Here is a 22269-nt window from a genome sequence, read left to right as displayed (position 1 = left end):
TGGTGGTATTTGTTATAGTTACGAAATTTAAACCGTTTTGGTTTTACTTTGGTAAATATAAGGAAGTAGTCTTCTGAAACGCAAAAAGCTTACGGAAGTTTTTGTGAAATCAGTCAAAAGTATAAGCAATACCGGTGGTAAAATCGTATTGCGAATTGGGGATGGTCTGTGCCGGAAAGGCATCGTACGTAAAGGTATAGCTGGTTTTTAGGGCAAAATTTTCAAAAAGGCCAACCACCAAGGACGATTGGCTGGAAATGCGGTAGTTTTTAAATTGCTTCAATTTTGGTTGGTAATAGGTGGTGCTTACAATGCTAATGTTTTCAGTAGGGTATAGGCTGAACGAGAAATACATACTGCCCCGCAGGTCCCTGGAAACGGGCGTTACTTCGTCCAGCAGCTCTTCCTGTTCGTACATCACTAAGGTGCCGAGGTACAATTTGTAGTTTTCGAGCTGCGAGAGTTTAAATCGGGGCCCTGTGCCGGCCAAGCCCCTAAAATTTATCAAATTCACTTTGTTGTATTGCCCTTGTAAAAAGGCTTCCCAAGTAAGCCAGGAATTTAGTTTGTAATTGTACCGAAGATGGGAAATAAAGCTGTTGCTTAGTTTTTTGCCTTCTATTTTCTGAAAATCGATGTCGTTTTTAAAAATAGTGAGGTGCCGTTTCATTTTATATTGAAGATGGAGGTTGTTCGAAACAGTAAAAAAATCGTTTTTGTTCCGTTTTAACTGAAACTCCAATGCCAAAGCGCCAGAAAAGCCCGAGGTGTCGGTTACCTTGCGAAGTGACTCGGCATTTAGAATTTGAGCAGTAGCGGTTTCAGAAGAAAAAAACAGTAGCGCAACCATACTGATAGCGAGAAAAAAAACGTAATGTCATAAATTTTATCTTTTGCCAATAAGCACAATCGATACAAAAATAACGGTTTACAACCATAATTTCATTAATTATGGAAGTGTGTTAAAGTATTGTTTAAAATTATTCAGAGATGATAGAAGCTATTACATTTAACCGCCAAAATGCAGAGTATAAAAACAGGTTCGTTTTTTAATGCGTTTTCAAAAAAAACTGACAAATAAAAAAGAAATTACTATGGATGTTGTAAATGAAGCTTTACAATTTGAAGAAGAAACTTCAAGTTTTAAATCAACAAACGAACGTATTATTGCTTCCAAAAAGGCCAAAGAGCTCATTTTGGCCTTGAACGAGCGCTACAAAAAAACCAAAGATGCCAAATTGATGGACATTATGAAACGGCTTACAGCGATTAAAAAGAAGGCCGAAAAACGCATCAAGGCGAAAATCGTGATTTAAAAATTGCTTTCAAGATATTCTTTTAGCACAACCGCTTGATTGTGCTCTTCGTCTTTTGCGCCGAACAATAAGGTCACCTGTTTCTCTTTCGCAATTTCAGCGATTTCCTTAAGGTCCTCGGTATGGTTTGAAAGCTCCTTTTTGTATTTTTTCTTGAATTCTGAAAAGCGTTCTTCTTTGTGGTCAAACCATTTTCGCAGATCACTCGTTGGGGCAATTTCTTTGTTCCAGTCGTCTAACCGTGCATCCTCTTTGCTCACGCCACGGGGCCATACGCGATCTACCAACACACGGTGACCGTCCCGGTTTGCGGCATCTTCGTATATGCGTTTTATTTGTATTTTCATGATTTTTCGTTCCAAAGCGTTGGGAAAAACTTCCGTTGCTGAAATTTAGGGTGCAGGTATTTTTTCCATTCCGAGCCACCGGTTGCGGTTTTTGTTTCCCCTTTTTTATCCAGATAGTGTTTGGCCGTGTTTAAATGCACCAAAGGCCATTCTACATTATACAATTTGTCGAATTCCAAGATTATGTCTTTTAAAGCTGATGAAGGGTTCTCTACTTGAAGGAACTTTTCTTCCAAGGTTTGTCCTTTTGTTTTTTTGGCAAGATCAATAAATGAATCTAGGTATTTTTCTTCAAACTGTCGCAGCGTCAAGGTTCGTGTGCCTTTCTGGCGGTTGTAACCGGCATCGCGCCAATAAATATGTTTAAAATAGTCTTCAACTGTTGGATTATCAGGAAGCCGTTTTTTGCCTTCTTCGTTTACCAGGTTCTCCAATTTGGTGCAGTAAATTTCGATATACCGAAATTGCGCACTCTGAAATCCGCTGGCCGGTGTTAAGGTAGCACGGAACGTGTTGTAGTCTTCATAGCTCATGCCGTCCTTCATAATATCAAACGATGTGATGAGCATATGCACATAACGGTTCAATCGGGAAAACTTATCGAGCCAGATTTCTTCGTCCACCCCGTCCATTTCGTGTAACTGAATCACCTCATGCCGAACCATTTTCAGTAATAATTCAATTACTTGATGGTACATGATAAAGATTTTTTCATCTTTATAATCGGTACGGGGTTTTTGCAGGGAAAGCAAGGTTTCCACCTCAATATAGTCCCAATAATTAATGGGTTTGGCTTCTAAAAGTCCTTTAAGGTAAGTGTCGGGGTTTTCGCCCAAGGCGGTATATTTTTCGTTTATTGCTTTTATGATGTCTTCTTGTTTCATATAAATGCCCGCAAAGGCGGGTATCTTTTTCGTTAACTTATCTTGAGGTATAAAGATATTTAGAATTTTGGAAATGAAGTAAGATAGTTGGTGATAAAACATTAATAAAACAAAAAGCCCGAAACAAACGTTTCGGGCTTATGTGGTACCTCCAGGAATCGAACCAGGGACACACGGATTTTCAGTCCGTTGCTCTACCAACTGAGCTAAGGTACCAGTATTTCAATCTTCGCCAGAAGCCAATACTTTGGCGTAGGCGGGTGCAAATATAAACGTTATTTATTTTTCCCAAAACATAAAAGTGAAAAATATTTCAATAAACGTTCAATTTAATATCCTGTTAACAACCAAATGCCACTGCATTGTTTACTTTTATCCACTTACTGAAAAAAAAATGAATTTAATAGTAGATGTAGGGAACACCTTGATAAAGCTTGCGGTTTTTAAAGCAGGAGAATTGCTGCTGAAAAAAACAGCCATTAAAGGTGATTTTCCTGAAATTCTTTCAGAAACACATTCCAAATACCCACAAATTGAAAACTGTATCGTTTCCAGTGTAGGTAAAATCAGTGAGGCGCAACTTGACAGACTCAAAAAAAAATATTCCCTTTTGGTGTTGGACCACAATATTGCTATTCCGTTCAACAATAGGTATGCCACCCCAAAAACCCTTGGTGTAGACCGCATAGCATTAATAAGTGCCGCTGCAAAAGAGTATCCCAATAAAAATGTATTGGTGGTCGATGTGGGCACCTGCGTGACTTACGATTTCATTTCAGAAGAAAACAATTATTTGGGAGGGGCGATATCGCCCGGTTTGCAAATGCGGTATAAGGCGATGCACGAATTTACCGAGAAACTCCCCTTTTTGGAATCAGAGCAGGCTGAGCACTATATTGGGAACTCCACCATCCGGGCCATGCACAGCGGCGCAGTTAACGGCATGGTGTACGAAATAGACGGCTTTATAACCGATTATGCCTCAGATTTCAAGAATTTAACAGTTATTTTAACAGGAGGCGACGCCCTTTTTTTGCGAGATCGCTTAAAAAATGACATCTTTGCCAACTCAAATTTTTTATTGCAGGGGTTAAACCACATTTTAGAACATAACAAACATTGATGTTAAAACGAAGTATAGTAACGGTTTTAGTACTATTTATAGCAAGTGCTGCTATGGCTCAGGAAGGAACCACGTCTCCGTATTCCTTTTACGGAATAGGTTCTTTAAAGTTTAAAGGTACTGCCGAAAACAGGATGATGGGCGGCATCGGGGTGCTTTCCGATAGTATTCACCTTAACCTTCAAAACCCTGCGCACGTGGCATCGCTACGTTTGGTAAACTTTACCGTGGGCGCCAGCCATAAAGAAAGCAAATTGAAAACCGACAGCGATTCGCAAAATGGGGCCACCACTTCCTTGGATTATTTGGCCATTGGTATTCCCATGGGGAAATTCGGGGCCAGTTTCGGGTTGATTCCCTATACTTCGGTCGGGTATCAGCTGCAAACCGAAAAACAAGCCGAAACCGGCCGGTCTGTTACAAGGTATACCGGTTCCGGTGGCATTAACAAGGCTTTTTTAACCTTGGCATACCAAGTAACCCCCAAGCTTAGCGTTGGGGTCGATGCCAACTATAACTTCGGAAATATAGAGAACAAAGCCCTAAATGTGCAAGAAAATATCCAGTTTGCTACGCGCGAGATCAATGAATCTGAAATTTTAGGTTTCAGTGTTAATTTTGGAGCGGCTTACAAAACCATGATTACTGAAAATTTAGAACTTTCCACATCGGTTAGCTATACCCCAGAAACCGATTTCACTTCGGAAAATTCCCGCCAACTGGCCACGGTCATCATAAATTCAGAAGGTGCCGAAGCTGTTGTTGATGGTAGGGACATACCGGTATCAGATACCGATTTCTCGTTTCCTTCGCAATTTACCACTGGAGCGGGGTTGGGAAAACCCAAAAAATGGTACGTAGGGGCCGAATATACCAACCAAAAAACCAGTAATTTTACAAACCGCACTGTAAACTTGGACAACGTGGAGTTTAAAGACGCTTCAAAATACAAATTGGGCGGTTTTTATATCCCCAACTACAACGGGTTTGGCAGTTATTGGAAACGGGTGGTTTACCGTGCTGGAATGCGCTTTGAGGGCACGGGCATCAACGTCAATGGAGAAGATATTAATGAGTTTGGCATATCTTTTGGAGTAGGTTTACCGGTTAGCAAGTCATTCTCCAATATTAATGTCGGGTTTGAAGTAGGAAGGCGCGGAACCAAAAATGCTGGCCTCATTCAAGAAGATTTCTTCAACGCCTTTATAAGCCTTTCATTGAACGACAGGTGGTTCCAAAAAAGATTGATAGATTAATTATTAAACACTAAACTATAACTATGAAAACGAAAGCGATTTTAATTTTAACGGCTTTGACCTTATTGGTCGGCGGTAAGAGTTTCGCTCAAATGGACGATTGTCAACTTAACTTGTCCTTGTTTGTCGAACCGGCCAAAGCTAAGAACTATGAGGCTGCTTTGCCCTATTACGAAAAACTTATAAAGGATTGCCCTAACTACAACCTGGCAACCTACCAATATGCCGAAAAAATGTTCAAGCATTTTATCGATAAGGGCGATAAAAGCAAGATTCAGGATTTAATTCAATCGTATAAGCTTCGATTGGAAAACTTTCCGAAGAAAACCAAAGAAGGTAGCGTGTTGCAGGACATTGCCAAGTTAAAGTATGAAAACGGCATTGGCACCAAGCAAGAACAGTTTGATGCTTTTGATGAAGCGTTTACCAAGCATGAGGAAGATTTTACTAGCCCAAAGGCATTGTACGCCTACTTTTCATTGGCGGTAGATTTGTACGATGAAGGCAAAAAAGACATCCAAGAGGTGTTTGACCTGTACGACGCCGTAACCGAAAAAATAGAAAAAGAAGAAAATTCTTTGGCAGAAAGGCTTACCAAGTACATGGACAAGCAAGATGCCGGTAATGATCTTTCTTCTAAAGAGAAAAGGTACATGAGCGCTTACGAAAATAACCTAAAGGCGTATGGCCAGGTTAAAGGAAGCGTGAACGGTAAATTGGGTATTTTGGCAGATTGTCCTAACTTGATTCCGTTGTACGAAAAAGATTTCGAAAACAAGAAAGACGATGTAAATTGGTTAAAAAGAGCTGCAGGGCGTTTAAGTGCTAAAGAATGTGATACCCCACTTTTCTTTAAATTGGTGCAACAGTTGCACACTTTAGAGCCTTCTGCAAAATCTGCTTACTACTTAGGTCAGTTGGCCGATCAAGATGGCAATACCAGCAAAGCAATGGAGTATTATAACGAAGCTGCCGATCTTGAAACAGAGCCTGCTGCAAAAGTGAAAATATTTAGAAAAATTGCAGATAACTTCCGTAAAAAAGGAAGCTATAGCCAAGCCAGAACGTACTATAGAAAAGTACTTGAGATAAAACCATCAGACGGTAGATCGTATTTGCATATTGCATCTATGTATGCAAAAAGCGCAAACAATTGTGGTACTACTCCGTTTGAAAAAAGAGCGATTAACTGGAAAGCCGCAGAGATGGCCGACAAAGCCGCCCGTGTTGACGCATCGGTTGCTTCTACGGCAAGATCGGCTGCAAGCAGTTACAGACAGCGCGCTCCTAGTAAACAGGATATCTTCAGTGAAGGTATGGGCGGAAAAACCGTTACCTTTAGCTGTTGGGTAGGCGGAAGCGTAAGGGTACCTAATTTGTAAGAATGATCACTTTCAGTCATAGTATTAAAAGCGTGGTGGCAATACTCTTTGCCATCACGTTTTTTTCATGTGAAGGAAATTATAAAAACGTAAAAAAACTGTCCTTAAAAGACAACGAGCCATTGGGCATAGGGAAAGATGTCAATTTTAAATATACCGACTCTGGCAAGGTGGTTGCCAATGTGATTACTCCTTTGTTCTTGGATTTTTCAAACCTGAAGTTTCCTTACAAAGAATTTCCAAAAGGCGTTGAAGTGCACTTTTGGGACAAAAAAGACCAGAAAAGCACCGTTACCTCCAACTATGCCATACAGTATGAAAATACCGGTATCGTTGACCTAAGGGACAGTGTGGTTTTGGTTACCCATGATAGTTTAGTGTTGCGGGCAGACCAATTGTATTGGGACCAGAAAAACAAGTGGGTTTTTACCAACCAGCCCTATCAAATTGAATTTAAGGACGGCTCCTACAACGATGGTGCTTGGTTTGATTCCAGCCAAGATTTTACTACCTTCCTGTCCCGTAAAAATGAAGGGGTGCAATTAATAGACACTAAAAAAGAAGAGAACAATGCACAAGACAATATATAAACTTTTTGAATACGTTTACTTGGTTATGGCCGCTTTTTCAATCTATCTGGTCTGGCAAAATTGGGCCGATAACCGAAACCGGGCCTATTTATTTGGTTTTTTTGCCGTAGTGGCTATCTTTATGTTTTTCTTTAAGCGCAACTTCCGCAGAAAAATGGAAGAGCGCAATAAAAACCACTAATGGAGGTCAGTATCCTTGTTATAGTCAGCATGCTTATCCTGTCGGCTTTTTTTTCCGGTATGGAGATCGCTTACGTGTCTTCAAACAAGGTCCACATCGAGATTGAGAAGAAGCAGAACGACTTGCTGGCAAAAATACTTCAGAAGATAACCCGCCGGCCGTCAAAGTTCATCACCACCATGTTAGTGGGCAACAACATTGCATTGGTGGTCTATGGTCTGTTTATGGGCGATTTGCTCATGGAGTTTATCCCGCTCACAGGAATGACCGGCCTGTTGGTGCAAACCGTCATCTCAACCTTGGTGATTTTGCTCACAGCAGAGTTTCTGCCAAAAGTGTTTTTTCAGATCTATGCCAACAAGCTCATTAAGGTGTTTGCCATCCCGGCTTACTTTTTTTATATCTTGTTTTCTATTGTTTCAGAATTTGTCATCTGGATTTCAGATTTGGTGCTGAAACTCTTTTTCAAGTCCAAAGGCGATACCATACAGCTTACCTTCAGTAAAATGGAACTGGGGAATTACATCAGCGAACAGATGGAAACCGTCCAGACCCATGATGAAGTGGACAGCGAGATACAGATATTTCAGAATGCCCTGGATTTTTCCGAAGTGAAATCGCGCGAAGTGATGGTACCCCGAACCGAAGTGGTGGCGGTCGATATACAAACAACACCAAAAGAACTGAGCAAGCTTTTTACCGAAACCGGGCTCTCTAAAATTATTGTTTACAAAGAAAATATAGACGATATTGTTGGGTATGTACACTCTTTTGAGCTGTTTAAAAAACCAACGACCATAAAAAAAGTGTTGATGCCCGTTGTCTTTGTCCCGGAAACTATGCTCGCAAAAGACGTTCTTAATATATTGGCCCGTAAACACAAAAGCATTGCAGTGGTCATTGACGAATATGGAGGCACCTCGGGTATCATGACGGTTGAAGATATTATAGAAGAACTTTTTGGCGAGATTGAAGACGAACACGACAGCATTCAATTGATCGAAGAAGTACAAGCCGATGATCACTACAAATTTTCGGCCCGCCATGAAGTAGATTACCTGAATGAAGCTTATAAGTTCAACCTGCCCGAAAACGAAAATTATGAAACCCTGGGTGGCCTTATCGTCTATTTTACCGAAGGTATCCCCAACCAAGGCGAAATCGTGGAGATTGAAGGTTTCCTCTTTAAAATTCTCGAAGTGTCCAGCACTAAAATTGAAATGGTTGAACTTTTTGTAAAAGAAGAAGATTAGCCTGTTCTTTTTCAAATAATGGAAGAAATCAAAAAGCAACTGTTCCTTCAGCTATTTTTCATAGGAAGAAAATCATAAAAAAGCAGCTAAAAAACCCAAGGGCAATTTTTTTTAACAAAGTTTTTTATTAATGCGTTGAAAATGGTATTTTCGCCCTCTATAAATTTGACTGACAGATGGCAATATTAAACAGCATTAGAAAAAGAGGTATTTTCCTTATTTTAATCATCGCATTGGCGCTTTTCGCCTTTATTTTAAGTGACGTCCTTACAAAGGGTTCCGGCATTGGCAAAGACCAAGATACCGTAGCAATAGTTAATGGAAACGAAATCTCCCGACAAGATTTTATGCAGCAGGTAGAGACCGCACAGCGTAACTTGGGGCCAAACGCAACCACCGCACAGGCCATGAACATGGTTTGGGAGCGCGAATTGCGAAACACCTTGCTTAGCGAGCAGTACGAGGAATTAGGCCTTACCGTTGAAAAAGAACAGTTGAACAACGCCATGCGCACCTCATTGGCCAACAACCCAACCTTCCAGAACGAGTTGGGCGAATACGATGAAGGTTTGGTGCAGCAATACGTTGCCAGCATTAAAAACAATCCTCAATTGTACGGGCAATGGCAAGATTATATTAAAAACATAAAAGAAGCTGCCCTTCAGGATATGTACATTAATCTTGTAAAAGGAGGGTTGACCACTACGTTGGCCGAAGCAGAACAACAGTACCACTTCGAGAACGATAAGATAAACATTCAGTTTGCTCGGGTGCCTTACACCAAAATACCTGATGAAGAAGTTCCCGTTTCCGACGAAGAGATAAAACAGTACATCAAGGAACACAAAAGCGAATACGAAGTGGATAAGCAAATAGACATTCAATATGTGTCTATTTCCGAAGAAGCTTCAAAAGAAGACATAGAAGAGGCCAATGCCAATGTTGCAGCCTTATTGAACGACCGTGAAGAATACGGCGAAACCGTGAAAGGCTTCAAGAACACAGATGACAATGAGGCATTTGTGAATGAATATTCAGATCAAGGCTATACAGACCGTTGGTATTTTAAAAATGACCTACCAGAGCCCTTGGCAGATACCATTCCATCTATGAACGAAGGTGATATTTACGGGCCATACCAAGTAGGGGCTACCTTGAATTTAAGTAAGGTGATCGCCGTAGAGCAATTGCCAGATTCGGTTAAATCACGTCATATTTTAATTCGATATGCTGGTTTGCAAACCGCACCGCAAGACGTAACCCGTACCAAGGAGGAAGCCAAAAAATTGGCGGACAGCCTTTCAAAAGCCATCAATAAAGATAAAAGCAAGTTTGAAGCCTTGGCAGCCGAATTTTCGGAAGACAACTCAAACAAAGACGATGGTGGCGACTTAGGCTATGTAGGCCCTGGCCGTATGGTGCCGGAATTCAACGATTTTATTTTCGATAATAATGAAGGAACTGTTGGTGTGGTAGAGACCAACTTTGGCTATCACGTAGCTCAAGTATTGGAGCAGAAAAACAAACAACGTGCCGTGAAGATTGCAACGGTCATTAAAACTATTGAGCCTTCAGAAAATACTATAAACGATACCTTTAGCAAGGCCACCAATTTTGAAGTGGCGGCGAAGGAGGGCGATTTTTCCGAAGTGGCCAAAGAACAAGGGTTGACCGTGCGTCCCGTAAATAAAATAGGCGAACTGGACGCCAATATTCCAGGAGTTGGCAACAACCGTAGCCTCATCACCTGGGGCTTTGAAGAAGAAACCGAAGTAGGCGATGTAAAGCGTTTTAACGTTCCCGGCGGATATGTCATCGCACAATTAACGCGTAAAAGCCCAAAAGGCCTGATGAGCGTTTCGGAAGCTTCGGCAACGGTCACGCCCATCATTCGCAAACAGAAGAAAGCAGAAAAAATCAAGGCCGGTATCTCCGGAACGACCGTTCAGGATATGGCCAATAGCCAAAACGTACAAGTACAGACAGCCACGGCCGTAACCATGGCAAACCCAACAATTCCGGGTGCTGGTAGCGAGCCTAAAGTAGTTGGTGCTGCGTTTGGCAAAGAAGCCGGCGAAACCACTGGCTTGATCGCAGGGGAGACCGGTGTGTTCAAAGTACGTGTCTTGGCTGTTAACAAAGCACCAGAGCTGGATAATTATGCCAGTTACGTAAATCAGCTGAACGCTAAAAATGGAGCGGTTAACAACCAAGTGTACCAAGCGTTGAAGAAAAAAGCCGATATTGAAGATAACAGGGCCAACTTTTATTAATTAAAAGCAGCTTTTTAAAGTATCAAAAAAAACCTTCCCGTTTGCTGGGGAGGTTTTTTTATAGGATCATATCGTTAAAAGGAATGATGGTGGAGTACCCTTTTCTTCGGAAATAGTCTTGATTTGTTTTATCGCCCGTTGCCAATACAAAATCGCCGCCCCAAGCCCCTAAGCTTTTCACGACGCCCTTAAAATCTTTGAATCGTTTCTCTTTAACGGTGGGAAAGTTGATTAGGTCTGAAATGAGCTGTTCATGACGTTGCAAAATAGCTTCAAAATCTGAAAGGGATGGGCAAAACACTAACTCGTTGCTTATATCTGAAATTTCCTGAATGTCTTTCTCAGAAACGGAAGCGGTTCTATAGTGTGCAATCCCGTCTTTACTGTCTTGTTTTTTGTTGAGATGGACAAAAAACAGCGCGTCTTTAAAATCCCATTGTAGATGCGCTTGTTGAACCTTTGGTTGCCCATCTTTCAATTGGTATAGAAAGGGACCGTCCTGTTGCGCTGCCGCAATGTCGTAGCCGCTACCGCCAAAACTATTCTTTAAAAGCGCATAGGCATCCACGTTTGCCCATTGGGCAATATTGTTAATGAGCGTTGATGAAGAACCCAAACCCCAGTCTTGCGGGAATTCGAGTTCGGTGATAGCGTGTATCCCATCAGTTTGTGTAAAAAAATTGGGGTTCAAGCGTTTTGCTTCACATAAAATCTGTTGCAGTGTATGGGCTACACGTGGATTGTTATTGCCCTCTATTTCAAAATTGTCACGATAAAACCCGGCACCAAACCAACAATGCTCGTGTACATCAAAACTATTCCATAACAAATCACCTTTTGTAGTAGGCAATATGGTTAATCGCTGTCCGTATTTGGTGGGAATGGCCAACGCCTTGGCGCCGTCGAGTACGACATATTCGCCAGTAAGCAATAATTTTCCGTGGCTGTAAAAGGTGTTGTTCAAAAATTTAATTAAATTTGATTAATCATTTAACTGCAATAGTATTAAAATATGATAGCGTTAGTAAAAAAATATAATTCTTATGTTGAAAGCTTGCCAAAGTTAATAGAAAAATCGGACTATAAACTGGAATTTTTTATGAAAAAACTGGACATAAGCAAACCAACGTTATACAGAAAACTAAGGGAACAGGCTTTTACCGCAAAGGAAGTTGAAGTCCTTACCAGACTATTATTTCCAAAAGAGGCATTGCGTCACGAAATGCTTGAAGGAATTGAACAAGGTAGGCGCGATTATAAGGAGGGGAGGATAAAGACGAGTAACGATGTTAGGGAAAACATCAAAAAAAAATATGGGCTATAACCAATAAGGGTGTTTGTGATTGTTCCAAAAATCCATCAATACAATTTCATCGCCGTGTATTTCATAAAACAAATAAATTTGGCTAACAACCAGTAGTTTATTTAACTTTAATTCATCATCGAATCTCCCTATTCGGGATTTTCCAAAAGCAGCTTTTCCGTTTGTTCAACTTTATCGATAAAACTTTTGGCAACTTCTATAGACCATTCGTCAATAAGGTAGGCAATATCGCTGTCGTAAGTATAATGTGCTCTATTTGTCCAAATTATTTCCATGATAGTATTAATACAGACTCATTTTTTTAAGCTCGTGTTTTGTCTAGAAAAGAAATCACCGCACTATGTGAAACCGTGTTGTCGTTAAAATGGGCAACGGCTTTCTTTTTTTCGGTTTCTGAAGCTTCCAATTGATTTAAAATATTCATGAGGTGCATTTTCATGTGCCCTTTTTGAATGCCGGTGGTCACCAAAGAGCGGATGGCGGCAAAATTCTGGGCCAGTCCGGCCACGGCAACGATTTCCATAAGCTGTTTGGCATTGGGGTTTTGCAATAAATCGAAAGCGAATTTTACAAGTGGGTGCAAGTTGGTAAGTCCGCCAACGGTGCCTAGCGCCAAGGGTATTTCTATGGAAAAAGTAAAGATGCCTTCTTCAATTTTAGCATTGGTTAAGCTAGTGTATTTCCCATCTTTAGACGCATAGGCATGAATACCTGCTTCAACGGCTCTAAAGTCGTTTCCGGTGGCCAAAATAAGTGCGTCGATACCGTTCATGATGCCTTTATTGTGGGTCACGGCCCGGCGGGGTTCGGTTTTGGCAATGTGTATGGCGCGGACGAATTTTTGGGCAAAAGTTGCTCCAGAGATATCTTTTTGTGCTAATTTTTCTACGGGACAGCTCACTTCCGCTTTTACTAAACATTCTGGCACGTAATTGGACAGGATGCTCATTACAATTTCAGGAAAAGCGTTTTGTGCCATAAAGGGAGCGTACGAGTCGGCTTCGGCCTCAAAGTCTTTGGCAATCTGTTCCAAGCAACTGTTAATGAAATTGGCGCCCATCGCATCCAGCGTTTCAAAAGTGCAGTGCAGCTGGTAATAACCGTTTAGGGCTTCGGTTTTAGAAATCAATTCAATATCGACAAGACCGCCGCCCCGTTTTTTCATATTCTTTTGAATGGTGGAAATACCTGCGATTAATTTCGGTTTCACTTCAGCAAAAAACGAAACGATATCCTGCTCCTTTCCGAAGTAATCCACGTGCACCTGCCCGTTTTTTTGGGTGGAAAGCACTTGGGCTTTAAACCCGCCGCGCTGCAACCAAAACTTGGCCGCATTGCTGGCCGCTGCCACCACGGAGCTTTCTTCGATTACCATAGGCAAGGCAAACAGCTTGCCGTTTATTAAAAAGTTGGGCGCAACGCCAAAAGGCAAATAGTAATTGCTTACGGTGTTTTCAATAAAATCGTCGTGGAGTTTTTGCAGTTTGAGGTCTTCGTTCCAGTATTTTTGAAGCGTACGAAGGGCTTCAGGGTTGTTGTTTAGATAGGTTTTTGCCAACCAATCTATTTTCTCTGCTTTGGTTTTTTTTGAAAATCCGGTAACGGGCTCCGCCATATTTGTGAAATTGAATTACAAAGATACTATTTCTAACATTGTTGAAAAGGGCAAAATTGCCGACAACAGACCGTATTTAACACAAAAAACCATTCAATTTTCAGTAAAAATTAGTAACATTGGCGTATTAAAATTTTAACAGTTTGAAAATACAAGCATCTACTACTTTATTACTGCTTTTTCTCACAGCAGTTTCTACACTTACAGCACAACAGAAAGACATAACTTTAGAGGCTATTTGGGGCGGTGAATTTAGGGCGCAACGCCTAGACGCGCTCCATTCCTTGAATAACGGGAAAGAATATTCGGTATTGAACCGAGGCCGTAATGGTGCCACCATCGATGTTTACGACTACAAAAGCGGAAAGAAAGTACGTACCCTGGTAAACTCTAACAATTTACCAGAAGTAGATCAACTGCTTTCTTGTGAATTCAGTGCGGATGAAAACAAAATGTTGTTGGCAACAAGACTGAAACAAATCTATAGGCGTTCCAGCTTGGGCACGTATTATGTGTACAATGTTGCTTCGAAAAAATTGACAAAGGTTTCAGAAGAACAGATACAGGAGCCTTATTTCAGTAAAGACGGCAACAAGATTGCTTACGGGAAGGACAATAACTTGTTCATTAAAGATTTGAAAACGGGTGAAACCTTTCAAATCACTTCCGACGGAAAAAAGAACAGCATTATCAATGGGATTACCGATTGGGTATATGAAGAAGAATTTGCCTTTGTGCGCGCTTTTGACTGGAACAAAGCCGGAAACAAACTGGCATACATTAAATTTGATGAAACCGAAGTGCCCCGCTTTGCTATGGACCTCTACGGACAAGAACTGTACCCAACGCAAGACGTATTTAAATACCCAAAAGCCGGGGAGCCAAATTCAAAAGTGTCACTGCACATTTATAATGTAGATTCGGGCGAAACCCAAAAAATAGACCTGGATGCGTACAACAGCTACTACATACCGCGCATTAAATGGACCGAAGACCAAGATGTGCTCAGTGCCCAATTGACCAACCGCCACCAGAATACTGTGGACCTGGTTTTTGTTAATGCACAAGACAATACTGCACAATTGATTCTTCAGGAAAAGGACGACGCTTATGTTGATATTACCGATAACCTGACCTTTTTAAACGATAACAGCTTTATCTGGACCAGCGAAAAAGACGGCTGGAACCACATTTATCATTACGACAAAACCGGAAAGTTGATCAACCAGATCACTAAGGGCGACTGGGAAGTGACCAATTACTACGGATTTGACCAAAACACAGGCCGTATTTATTACCAAAGTACCGAAAATGGAAGTATTAACCGCGATGTGTACTCCATTTTGCGCTCTGGAAAAAACAAAGTGCGGTTAAGCGACAGGACTGGAACCAACAGTGCCGATTTCAGTGCCGATTTCACATACTACATCAATACCTTTCACAATACCGAAACTCCTTATCTGTTTACGTTGAACAGGGCGAAAGACGGGAAATTGATCCGTGTGATAGAAGACAACGAGGAGCTTAAAAATAAAGTGGATACTTATGTGATGTCGCCTAAAGAATTTTCTACCATTTCGGTAAATGGCTACGATTTGAATATGTACCTGATCAAACCCAGGGACTTTGACCCTAACAAAGAATATCCCTTGTTTATGTATCAATATTCGGGGCCTGGTTCTCAAAACGTGTCTAACAGTTGGTACGGTTCTAACGATTACTGGCACGAGATGCTGGCAAATACGCAAGACATCATTATTGCTTGTGTAGATGGCCGTGGGACAGGGTTCAAAGGGCGCGATTTTAAAAAAATGACCCAAAAAGAATTGGGCAAATACGAAGTGGAAGATCAAATTGCCGCTGCACAAAAATTAAGTGAACGTCCGTACATCGATGCGTCTAAAACCGGTATCTGGGGCTGGAGCTATGGTGGTTTTATGAGTTCCAATTGCTTGTTTCAAGGTGCCGATACTTTTGAAATGGCCATTGCCGTCGCTCCAGTAACAAGCTGGCGCTTTTACGACAGTATCTATACCGAGCGTTATATGACCACGCCACAGGAAAACCCAAGCGGTTATGACGAAAATTCGCCTATTTCGCACGTAAACAAACTGAAAGGCGATTATTTGTTGGTACACGGAAGTGCAGACGACAATGTGCACGTTCAAAACACTATGCGGCTTATTGAAGCCTTGGTACAGGCCAACAAACAATTTGACTGGGCCATTTATCCCGATAAAAACCACGGCATTTACGGAGGAAACACCCGTTTGCACCTCTATACCAAAATGACCAACTTCATTAAAGAAAATTTATAAATCAACTATTCTAATCTTTTAAGATCATGGCAGATACAGTACAGTATAAAAATCAGAAAGAATTATTTGGCCATCCCGTAGGCCTGTATATCCTGTTTTTTACCGAAATGTGGGAGCGTTTCTCCTACTACGGAATGCGGGCGATATTGGTGCTTTATTTAGTGGCCGAAACCGTAAGCGATAATGCTGGATTGGGCTGGAGCAACGATGAGGCTTTAGAGCTTTATGGATGGTACACCATGTTTGTATATGTCGCTTCTATACCTGGAGGGTGGATAGCCGATAAATTTCTGGGACAGAAAAAATCCGTTTTATGGGGCGGTATTTTACTGGTGGCAGGTCACGGTATCTTGTCCATTGAAGAAATGTGGGCGTTCTACACAGGTTTGGGGCTCATCGTAGCCGGTGTAGGGATGCTTAAGCCCAATATTTCGACCATGGTAGGTGGGTTATATAAAAAAGGAGATATAAGAAGAGACAAAGGGTTCACCATTTTTTATATTGGTATTAACGTAGGAGCGTTTTTATCCAGTATCATCGTTGGTTATGTTGGCGAAAAATATGGTTGGCACTATGGATTTGGTTTGGCCGCTATTGGAATGGCATTGGGCTTATTGCAATACGTGTTAGGGCAAAAACACCTAAAATATGTGGGCAATAATACCAATACTTCAGAAAACGAAGAAGAAAAAGCCGCAATGAACCGTCCGCTGAATAAAAAAGAAAAAGATCGTATCGTAGTACTTTTCATTTCCTTTATTATGGTAATCGTGTTCTGGGGTGCATTTGAACAAGCCGGTGGGTTGATGAATATTTATGCTGCCGAAAAAACCGATAGAATGCTTTTTGGTTGGCAAGTACCTGCCTCTTGGTTTCAATCGCTAAATGCGATGTTCATTATTATTTTCGGTACCATCGTAGCGGGATATTGGGCAAAGCGGAAGTTAAAAGGGAAGGTTTCAACCTCTCTCTTTAAAATGTGTGTCGGCCTTATAATTATGGGCGCTGGCTTCTTTTTTATGACAGGAGCCGCCGCGCAATACAATATTGAAGGCGCATCGGCTATGTACTGGTTGGTAGCCGCCTATTTGTTTCATACCATTGGGGAATTGTGTCTTTCGCCAGTGGCGCTTTCTTATATAACTAAATTGGCGCCGCTTAAATACGCTTCTTTGATGATGGGGGTTTATTTTGCGATGACTGGCTTAGGAAATAAAGTTGCCGGATTATTGGGCGAGTCTGCCTCAGATTTAGGTGAATATACTGTATTTACAGGTATTGCTGTTTTCTGTGTGGCTTTTGGACTGTTAGTGCTGATTTTCAGAAAGAAACTCGAAAAACTCACCCACGGTGCCGAAGACAATGAGCGGGAGATGCTTGAACAGGAGCAGTACGAACTGGCAGACGAAGACATCAATAAACCTCTATAATTTAACGTAACTATATGAACACAGATATTGAAAACCTGTTTAAGGATAAAGTAATGGGCCATCCGGCCGGTTTGTTCGTCCTTTTCTTTACCGAAATGTGGGAGCGTTTTTCATTCTACGGAATGCGCGTTCTATTGGTGAATTTTTTAACCATGGCCGCCATTGGCTACAATCCCGGTTGGGAATGGACCGCGGCAAATGCAGGAGCACTTTTCGGAACCTATGCAGGGTTGCTGTATTTAACGCCCATTCTTGGTGGTATCATTGCCGATAAACTTACCGGCTATCGCTGGGCAGTGGTCATTGGTGCATTGATCATGACCTTGGGCCACGCCAGTATGGCCATTGAAACCGAAGCCTCGCTTTATGTAGGTTTGGCGCTATTGGTCATTGGTACCGGTTTCTTTAAACCGAATATTACCTCCATTATATCTGAAATGTACAAGAAAAACCCCGAAAAGAAAGATGGTGCTTATACCATATTCTACATGGGCGTAAATGCCGGTGCCTTTTTTGGGATGATGCTGTGTGGTTATTTAGCCGAACGCGTAGGCTGGTCTTGGGGCTTTGGCCTGGCAGGGATTTTTATGCTTTTGGGTACTTTGCAGTTTTGGCTGGCAAAACCGTTGTTCGGTAAAATAGGGGGGAAACCTTCTAAAGTGCATGAGGTAGAACTACCACAGAACATCAATGAAGGCAGTCCCGAAGAAGACCGCATGGAAGAACAAGTGGAAAAACAAAACCCGTTTACCATATTGGACAAGGTTTTGATCGTTATAACCTCCATTATTGGATTGGGATACTTGATAAACGATCCACTTTCAAAAATTGGCAACGTAAATCTCTTTCCGTTCGAAGCTTTTGGGCTCGACGGGCAAATAGTCACGGTACTAATTGGATTGTTGTTGTTCTTGGTGTTGGTAATTCGACGTATTTCCAGGTACAGTAAAATCGTCCGCGACCGGATGATCGCCTTTGTCATTTTTGCCTTTTTTACCGTGTTCTTTTGGCTTTCATTCGAGCAAGGCGCATCTTCATTAATATTATTTGCCAGGGATAATGTGGATAGGGTGTTGAGCGGCAATGCTGCAATAGCTTATAATATTGTCAATATTTTGTTGACCGTTGTGCCGTTGGGCATTATAACCTACGTGTTGTTTTTACTATGGAAAAAAACGTACAAAACCATTCCGGGCTCGAACATTGTTTTGGCCATTTGCTTTTTGAGCATGTGGGGCTTGGTGGGCTGGATGCTCAACAGGGATCTTTCTACTACCGCTTACGATGTTACCTATAAGGCCATTCAGGTTGAAAATACAGATGAAGAAGGAAACAAAACCGTAGATTACATTCCCGTTACCGAAAATACTAATATTGAAACGGGCGTTACAGTGGTCGATCGTGTGACCTCCATTGCCGAACCTAAGGATTTTGAAGTAGGTTCTACCATAAAAATCATCAATAAAGACAACGAAAGAACCATTTTTGGCTATCTCAACGAAGAAAAAGTGGCCTTTGCCAAAGAAAATGCCATTGCCCAAGACAGGGATAACGGCATCATTGAAGCCACCGTTACCGAGGTGAAACAAAACCAAATAGAAATTACCGTGTCGTGGTTCAGTATCTTGAACTCCTTCTTTATCATTGCTTTTGCATCGTTCTTCTCAAAATGGTGGGACAGCAAGTACAATCCGTCAGCGGCGGTTAAATATGCCTTGGGGCTTATTATTATGGCCATAGGTTTCGGATTGTTGGCGTATGGTTCGCACGGAATAACCGAAGGGGTAAAAGTGAGCATGATCTGGTTGATTTTCGCCTACTTGTTCCATACCCTCGGCGAGCTGTGCTTGTCTCCGGTAGGTTTGTCCTACGTATCGAAACTTGTTCCGGCGAGAATGATCGCTTTGATGTTCGGTATGTGGTACTTGGCCATTGCCATTGGTAATAAATTAGCCGCTGTGGTAGGTGGACAGATAGAAAACATTACCGAGCAGTACTCACTTTCCACCTTCTTTTTGATATTTACCATAGTGCCAACTGTTGCCGGCTTACTGATTTTAGCGCTTAACCCAGTGTTGAAGCGATTAATGCACGGCGTACGATAACGAACACAACAAATCGAGATAAAAAACGTTCCCATTGTGTGGAACGTTTTTTGCTATTAATAACCCAAGCAAAAAGAATAAACGATATGAAAAAAACACTACTGCTTCTTATTTTACTGGCTACAGCATCCGTCTCCGCTCAAAAAATCAATTGGATGACCATGAACGAAGCCTTGGCAGCACAAGAAAAAGAACCGAAAAAAATCTTCATGGACGTCTACACCAGCTGGTGCGGACCATGTAAAATGTTAGATAGGAACACCTTCAGCAACAAAGATGTCATTGCGTTTGTAAACGAGCATTATTATGCCGTAAAGTTCAATGCCGAAGGGACCGAAGAAGTTACCTACCAAGACTTCACCTATACTAACCCCAATTACAAGGAGGGCCGAAAAGGGCGCAATGCCCAGCACTTGTTTGCGCATGCGCTAAAAATAAGGGCTTATCCCAATTTGGTGTTTTTTGAAGAAGATGGTGAGCTTATACAGGCTCTCCCCGGTTACAAAACCCCAAAACAGCTGGAGATCTATTTAAAAATGATCGCCAATGATGATTATAAGAAATTAACAACTGCCAAAGCGTGGCAGGAATATCAAAAGAACTTTGAAAGCACTTTTTAAGAGTAGGGTTTTTAGTTAAGTGTTTCACTACTCTAAAATGAAGGCTCCCTTGGTACCCGTGTGGTAAAAGGGGAGCTTTTTTGTTGCACAGGTGCTGCGCCAGCGGTTCACGTAGCTTTTGTAATTGTTCCCGTCGGCTATTATTTTCATTGGTTTCAGGCTGTCTATCAATCGTTCCAGGTTTATTTTCGGGCTTTGTGTGAGCACTACCAAATCGATTTTAGCACGTTTCGGGACTATGGCTGAACTGTCCACTACCAATATGGTTTTGTTGCCGTACGAAAATACCTTCGGAAACAGCTGTTCTGAAAAATGGTCAATTTTATGTGCAGTCCGATATGCCTTAATAGGGAACGTGTTTTTTAACGTTTCTGAAAGGGTGTCACTTCGGAAAAGCGTCAAGTTAGCACCTTGTTTAACCGCCATCAACGTATTCCTGTTTTTCTGAAACACGATTAACTCATTCCCTGAAACCTTCTGCTTGTCCCATATAAAAACGCCAAGCAACACACAGACGCTCGCTAAGCAAACCGTTAAGCGGCGATAGGAATACCGTTTCCAGAGTAAAATAATTGAAATGATCACCAAGTAAGAGGCCATTGTTTTTCCTTCGGAAAAGTGAATGTCCTGAAACAGAAAACCATCCTGATTGGCCACCCAGCGTATAAAACTGTTTAGCCAGGATACCACATAATTATAGGCTTCTGCAAGCCACGATGGCAAGGTGTTTAAAAATACCAATAGCACGATCACCAATCCAATCCCCAGCAAAATCCCCAGAAACGGAAGCACCACAATATTAGTTATTAAAAACAAACCGGGGAACTGATGAAAATAAAACAAACTTAATGGCACGACCCCTATTTGTGCCGCAACGGTCACCGTCACGATGGCCCAGATTTTTCGTAACACCACGTTTTTGGGATGCCAATATGCATACAGCTTGGGCTGTATCAATAAAATAAAGAACACGGCCAAATAGCTTAGTTGAAACCCTACATGAAACAACCACAACGGGTTTATGAGCAACAATAGCAAATACGATAAAAACAAGGTGTTTATACTGTTGGTAGGGCGTTTTAACTGCTCGGCAAACAAAAACAGCGAAAACATAGTAGCGGCCCGTACCACCGAAGGCGAAAGCCCAGCCAACAGGGCAAAACCGAACAAACAGCCAATAACTGCAATGGCTTTGAGTTGTTCGCCATAACGCAGATTTCCCAAAGGCAGGAACAGCCATTTTAAAATAAAGAATAAAATACCCACGTGCAATCCCGAAACGGCTAAAATATGTACTGCTCCAGCTGCGGCATAATCTGCATACAACTGTTTGTCGATATCCCTGCGCTCTCCCAAGACCAAGGCTTGGATAATGGAACGTTCATCTTTGGTGATCTTGCTTTTTTTAAGTTTGGCAATCAAGTGGTTTCGAAAACTTGCAGCGTTGCCCCAAATGGTGGTGCGCCCTTTTTCATAGGCTAAAATATCCCGGGGCTTGGTCCTTAATTGGTAATATACCCCGAGCTTTTTCATGTATGCTGAATAATCAAATTGATGCGGGTTCAAGGGTTTCGGGATAGAAACCACGCGTTCGGATATCAATAAAACGTCGTCAATAGTATATTCTTTTAAAATTGAATCTTTTCTAATGTTCAACAACACGTTGCCGGTTGTTTCAAAAGTGTTGACGGCATTGCATTCGGCTATGTATTTATAATTGTAGCGGTCTGGTTTTAAAACCTCGGTGATTTTTAAGGATAGTAAAGGTGTTTCAGAATTATTTATTTCTGAAATAACCTTCGAGTAATGCCTATCTTGAAACTTGGGAAGCTGCAATTGATAGCTGGCGGAGCCAATTCCGAAGAATATAAGGTAGGTTAAGATTCCGAAAAAAATCGATTTTTGGAGGTGTTTTCTTTCAATAAACCAAAGCACAATTAGCAGTCCGAAACCAAAAAGAACGAAAGGGAGCGTAGAGGTAGCTGTAGGGAAAAAATACGCCGAAAGGATTCCTAAGGTCAGGAACACAGAAAACTTGACGACGGCAAAATTGATAAATCTCATGTGCGATAGTATAAATACACGGCACTAAATACTGGGGAGATTTAATTAAGTGTAAGATAGTGCACAAAAATGATTTTAACAAATAATCGCAATAAGTTGATTGTTAATGCGTACTTTAAAAAACACTTAACATGACGGTACTTGCCGTTTTAACTAACAATCGTTAGTTTTGTGTAATTAATTCGACA

Annotated in this window: 20 protein-coding genes and 1 tRNA gene; 13 read left to right on the top strand and 8 right to left on the bottom strand. The window is 41.5% G+C overall.

Features of this window, described 5'->3' with window-relative positions; all coding sequences use genetic code 11:
- Nucleotides 1–109: 109 nt before the first annotated feature.
- A complete protein-coding gene (locus DDV96_RS02125; protein WP_116693074.1) occupies nucleotides 110–850 on the bottom strand; it encodes a DUF481 domain-containing protein in 741 nt (246 codons plus the stop codon).
- A 244-nt stretch (nucleotides 851–1094) separates the two neighbouring features.
- Between DDV96_RS02125 and DDV96_RS02120 the strand changes: the two genes are divergently transcribed.
- Nucleotides 1095–1316: a hypothetical protein gene (locus DDV96_RS02120; protein WP_116693201.1), complete on the top strand. Its 222-nt coding sequence runs from the start codon at nucleotides 1095–1097 to the stop codon at nucleotides 1314–1316.
- Here DDV96_RS02120 and DDV96_RS02115 read toward each other — a convergent pair.
- The 3 genes from DDV96_RS02115 to DDV96_RS02105 form a co-directional block, all read right to left on the bottom strand.
- Nucleotides 1313–1663 (bottom strand): DUF488 domain-containing protein, encoded by a 351-nt coding sequence (locus DDV96_RS02115; RefSeq protein WP_116693073.1) that lies wholly within the window; start codon nucleotides 1661–1663, stop codon nucleotides 1313–1315. The two genes, DDV96_RS02120 and DDV96_RS02115, sit on opposite strands and share 4 nt — an antisense overlap.
- Nucleotides 1660–2547, bottom strand: a complete 888-nt coding sequence (locus DDV96_RS02110) for a tryptophan 2,3-dioxygenase family protein (protein ID WP_116693072.1) — start codon at nucleotides 2545–2547, stop codon at nucleotides 1660–1662. The genes DDV96_RS02115 and DDV96_RS02110 overlap by 4 nt, the downstream gene beginning before the upstream one ends.
- 143 nt (nucleotides 2548–2690) lie before the next feature.
- Nucleotides 2691–2763 (bottom strand) — tRNA-Phe (locus DDV96_RS02105).
- A gap of 178 nt (nucleotides 2764–2941) precedes the next feature.
- Here DDV96_RS02105 and DDV96_RS02100 point away from each other — a divergent pair.
- The 7 genes from DDV96_RS02100 (at nucleotide 2942) to DDV96_RS02070 (ending at nucleotide 10605) form a co-directional block, all read left to right on the top strand.
- Nucleotides 2942–3670, top strand: a complete 729-nt coding sequence (locus DDV96_RS02100) for a type III pantothenate kinase (RefSeq protein ID WP_116693071.1) — start codon at nucleotides 2942–2944, stop codon at nucleotides 3668–3670.
- Nucleotides 3670–4926: a hypothetical protein gene (locus tag DDV96_RS02095; RefSeq protein ID WP_116693070.1), complete on the top strand. Its 1257-nt coding sequence runs from the start codon at nucleotides 3670–3672 to the stop codon at nucleotides 4924–4926. Before DDV96_RS02100 ends, DDV96_RS02095 begins: the two co-directional genes overlap by 1 nt.
- 23 nt (nucleotides 4927–4949) lie before the next feature.
- On the top strand, nucleotides 4950–6308 hold the full coding sequence (locus tag DDV96_RS02090) for a tetratricopeptide repeat protein (RefSeq protein WP_116693069.1): 1359 nt from the start codon (nucleotides 4950–4952) through the stop codon (nucleotides 6306–6308).
- Between the two features lie 2 nt (nucleotides 6309–6310).
- Entirely contained in the window at nucleotides 6311–6898 is a 588-nt protein-coding gene (lptC, locus tag DDV96_RS02085) for an LPS export ABC transporter periplasmic protein LptC (RefSeq protein ID WP_116693068.1), read from the top strand.
- A complete protein-coding gene (locus DDV96_RS02080; protein ID WP_116693067.1) occupies nucleotides 6879–7079 on the top strand; it encodes a hypothetical protein in 201 nt (66 codons plus the stop codon). Before lptC ends, DDV96_RS02080 begins: the two co-directional genes overlap by 20 nt.
- Complete coding sequence (locus tag DDV96_RS02075) at nucleotides 7079–8332, top strand: hemolysin family protein (RefSeq protein WP_116693066.1); 1254 nt, start codon at nucleotides 7079–7081, stop codon at nucleotides 8330–8332. The genes DDV96_RS02080 and DDV96_RS02075 overlap by 1 nt, the downstream gene beginning before the upstream one ends.
- Before the next feature lie 176 nt (nucleotides 8333–8508).
- On the top strand, nucleotides 8509–10605 hold the full coding sequence (locus tag DDV96_RS02070) for a peptidylprolyl isomerase (RefSeq protein ID WP_116693065.1): 2097 nt from the start codon (nucleotides 8509–8511) through the stop codon (nucleotides 10603–10605).
- A gap of 58 nt (nucleotides 10606–10663) precedes the next feature.
- Here DDV96_RS02070 and DDV96_RS02065 read toward each other — a convergent pair whose 3' ends face one another.
- A complete protein-coding gene (locus DDV96_RS02065; RefSeq protein WP_116693064.1) occupies nucleotides 10664–11569 on the bottom strand; it encodes a GYDIA family GHMP kinase in 906 nt (301 codons plus the stop codon).
- Nucleotides 11570–11704: 135 nt separating this feature from the next.
- Between DDV96_RS02065 and DDV96_RS02060 the strand changes: the two genes are divergently transcribed.
- Entirely contained in the window at nucleotides 11705–11929 is a 225-nt protein-coding gene (locus DDV96_RS02060) for a hypothetical protein (RefSeq protein WP_133240798.1), read from the top strand.
- A 128-nt stretch (nucleotides 11930–12057) separates the two neighbouring features.
- Here DDV96_RS02060 and DDV96_RS15790 read toward each other — a convergent pair whose 3' ends face one another.
- Nucleotides 12058–12204: a hypothetical protein gene (locus DDV96_RS15790; protein ID WP_165805942.1), complete on the bottom strand. Its 147-nt coding sequence runs from the start codon at nucleotides 12202–12204 to the stop codon at nucleotides 12058–12060.
- A gap of 26 nt (nucleotides 12205–12230) precedes the next feature.
- Nucleotides 12231–13544 (bottom strand): hydroxymethylglutaryl-CoA reductase, degradative, encoded by a 1314-nt coding sequence (locus DDV96_RS02055; RefSeq protein WP_116693062.1) that lies wholly within the window; start codon nucleotides 13542–13544, stop codon nucleotides 12231–12233.
- Nucleotides 13545–13693: 149 nt separating this feature from the next.
- On the opposite strand from DDV96_RS02055, the gene DDV96_RS02050 reads away from it, so the two are divergent.
- From DDV96_RS02050 to DDV96_RS02035, 4 genes are all read left to right on the top strand, one after another.
- A complete protein-coding gene (locus DDV96_RS02050; protein WP_116693200.1) occupies nucleotides 13694–15862 on the top strand; it encodes a S9 family peptidase in 2169 nt (722 codons plus the stop codon).
- 26 nt (nucleotides 15863–15888) lie between these two features.
- Nucleotides 15889–17292 (top strand): peptide MFS transporter, encoded by a 1404-nt coding sequence (locus tag DDV96_RS02045; protein WP_116693061.1) that lies wholly within the window; start codon nucleotides 15889–15891, stop codon nucleotides 17290–17292.
- Between the two features lie 14 nt (nucleotides 17293–17306).
- On the top strand, nucleotides 17307–19397 hold the full coding sequence (locus tag DDV96_RS02040) for a peptide MFS transporter (RefSeq protein ID WP_116693060.1): 2091 nt from the start codon (nucleotides 17307–17309) through the stop codon (nucleotides 19395–19397).
- 86 nt (nucleotides 19398–19483) lie between these two features.
- Nucleotides 19484–20017, top strand: a complete 534-nt coding sequence (locus DDV96_RS02035; RefSeq protein WP_116693199.1) for a thioredoxin family protein — start codon at nucleotides 19484–19486, stop codon at nucleotides 20015–20017.
- Nucleotides 20018–20044: 27 nt separating this feature from the next.
- Here DDV96_RS02035 and DDV96_RS02030 read toward each other — a convergent pair whose 3' ends face one another.
- Nucleotides 20045–22081, bottom strand: a complete 2037-nt coding sequence (locus DDV96_RS02030; RefSeq protein WP_116693059.1) for a ComEC/Rec2 family competence protein — start codon at nucleotides 22079–22081, stop codon at nucleotides 20045–20047.
- Nucleotides 22082–22269: the final 188 nt, after the last annotated feature.

Origin of the sequence: Marixanthomonas spongiae (genome assembly GCF_003095375.1) — a bacterium.
Classification (GTDB): domain Bacteria; phylum Bacteroidota; class Bacteroidia; order Flavobacteriales; family Flavobacteriaceae; genus Marixanthomonas; species Marixanthomonas spongiae.
The sequence above is the reverse complement of the archived record's forward strand: the minus strand, read 5'-3'. Positions and strand labels throughout refer to the sequence as shown.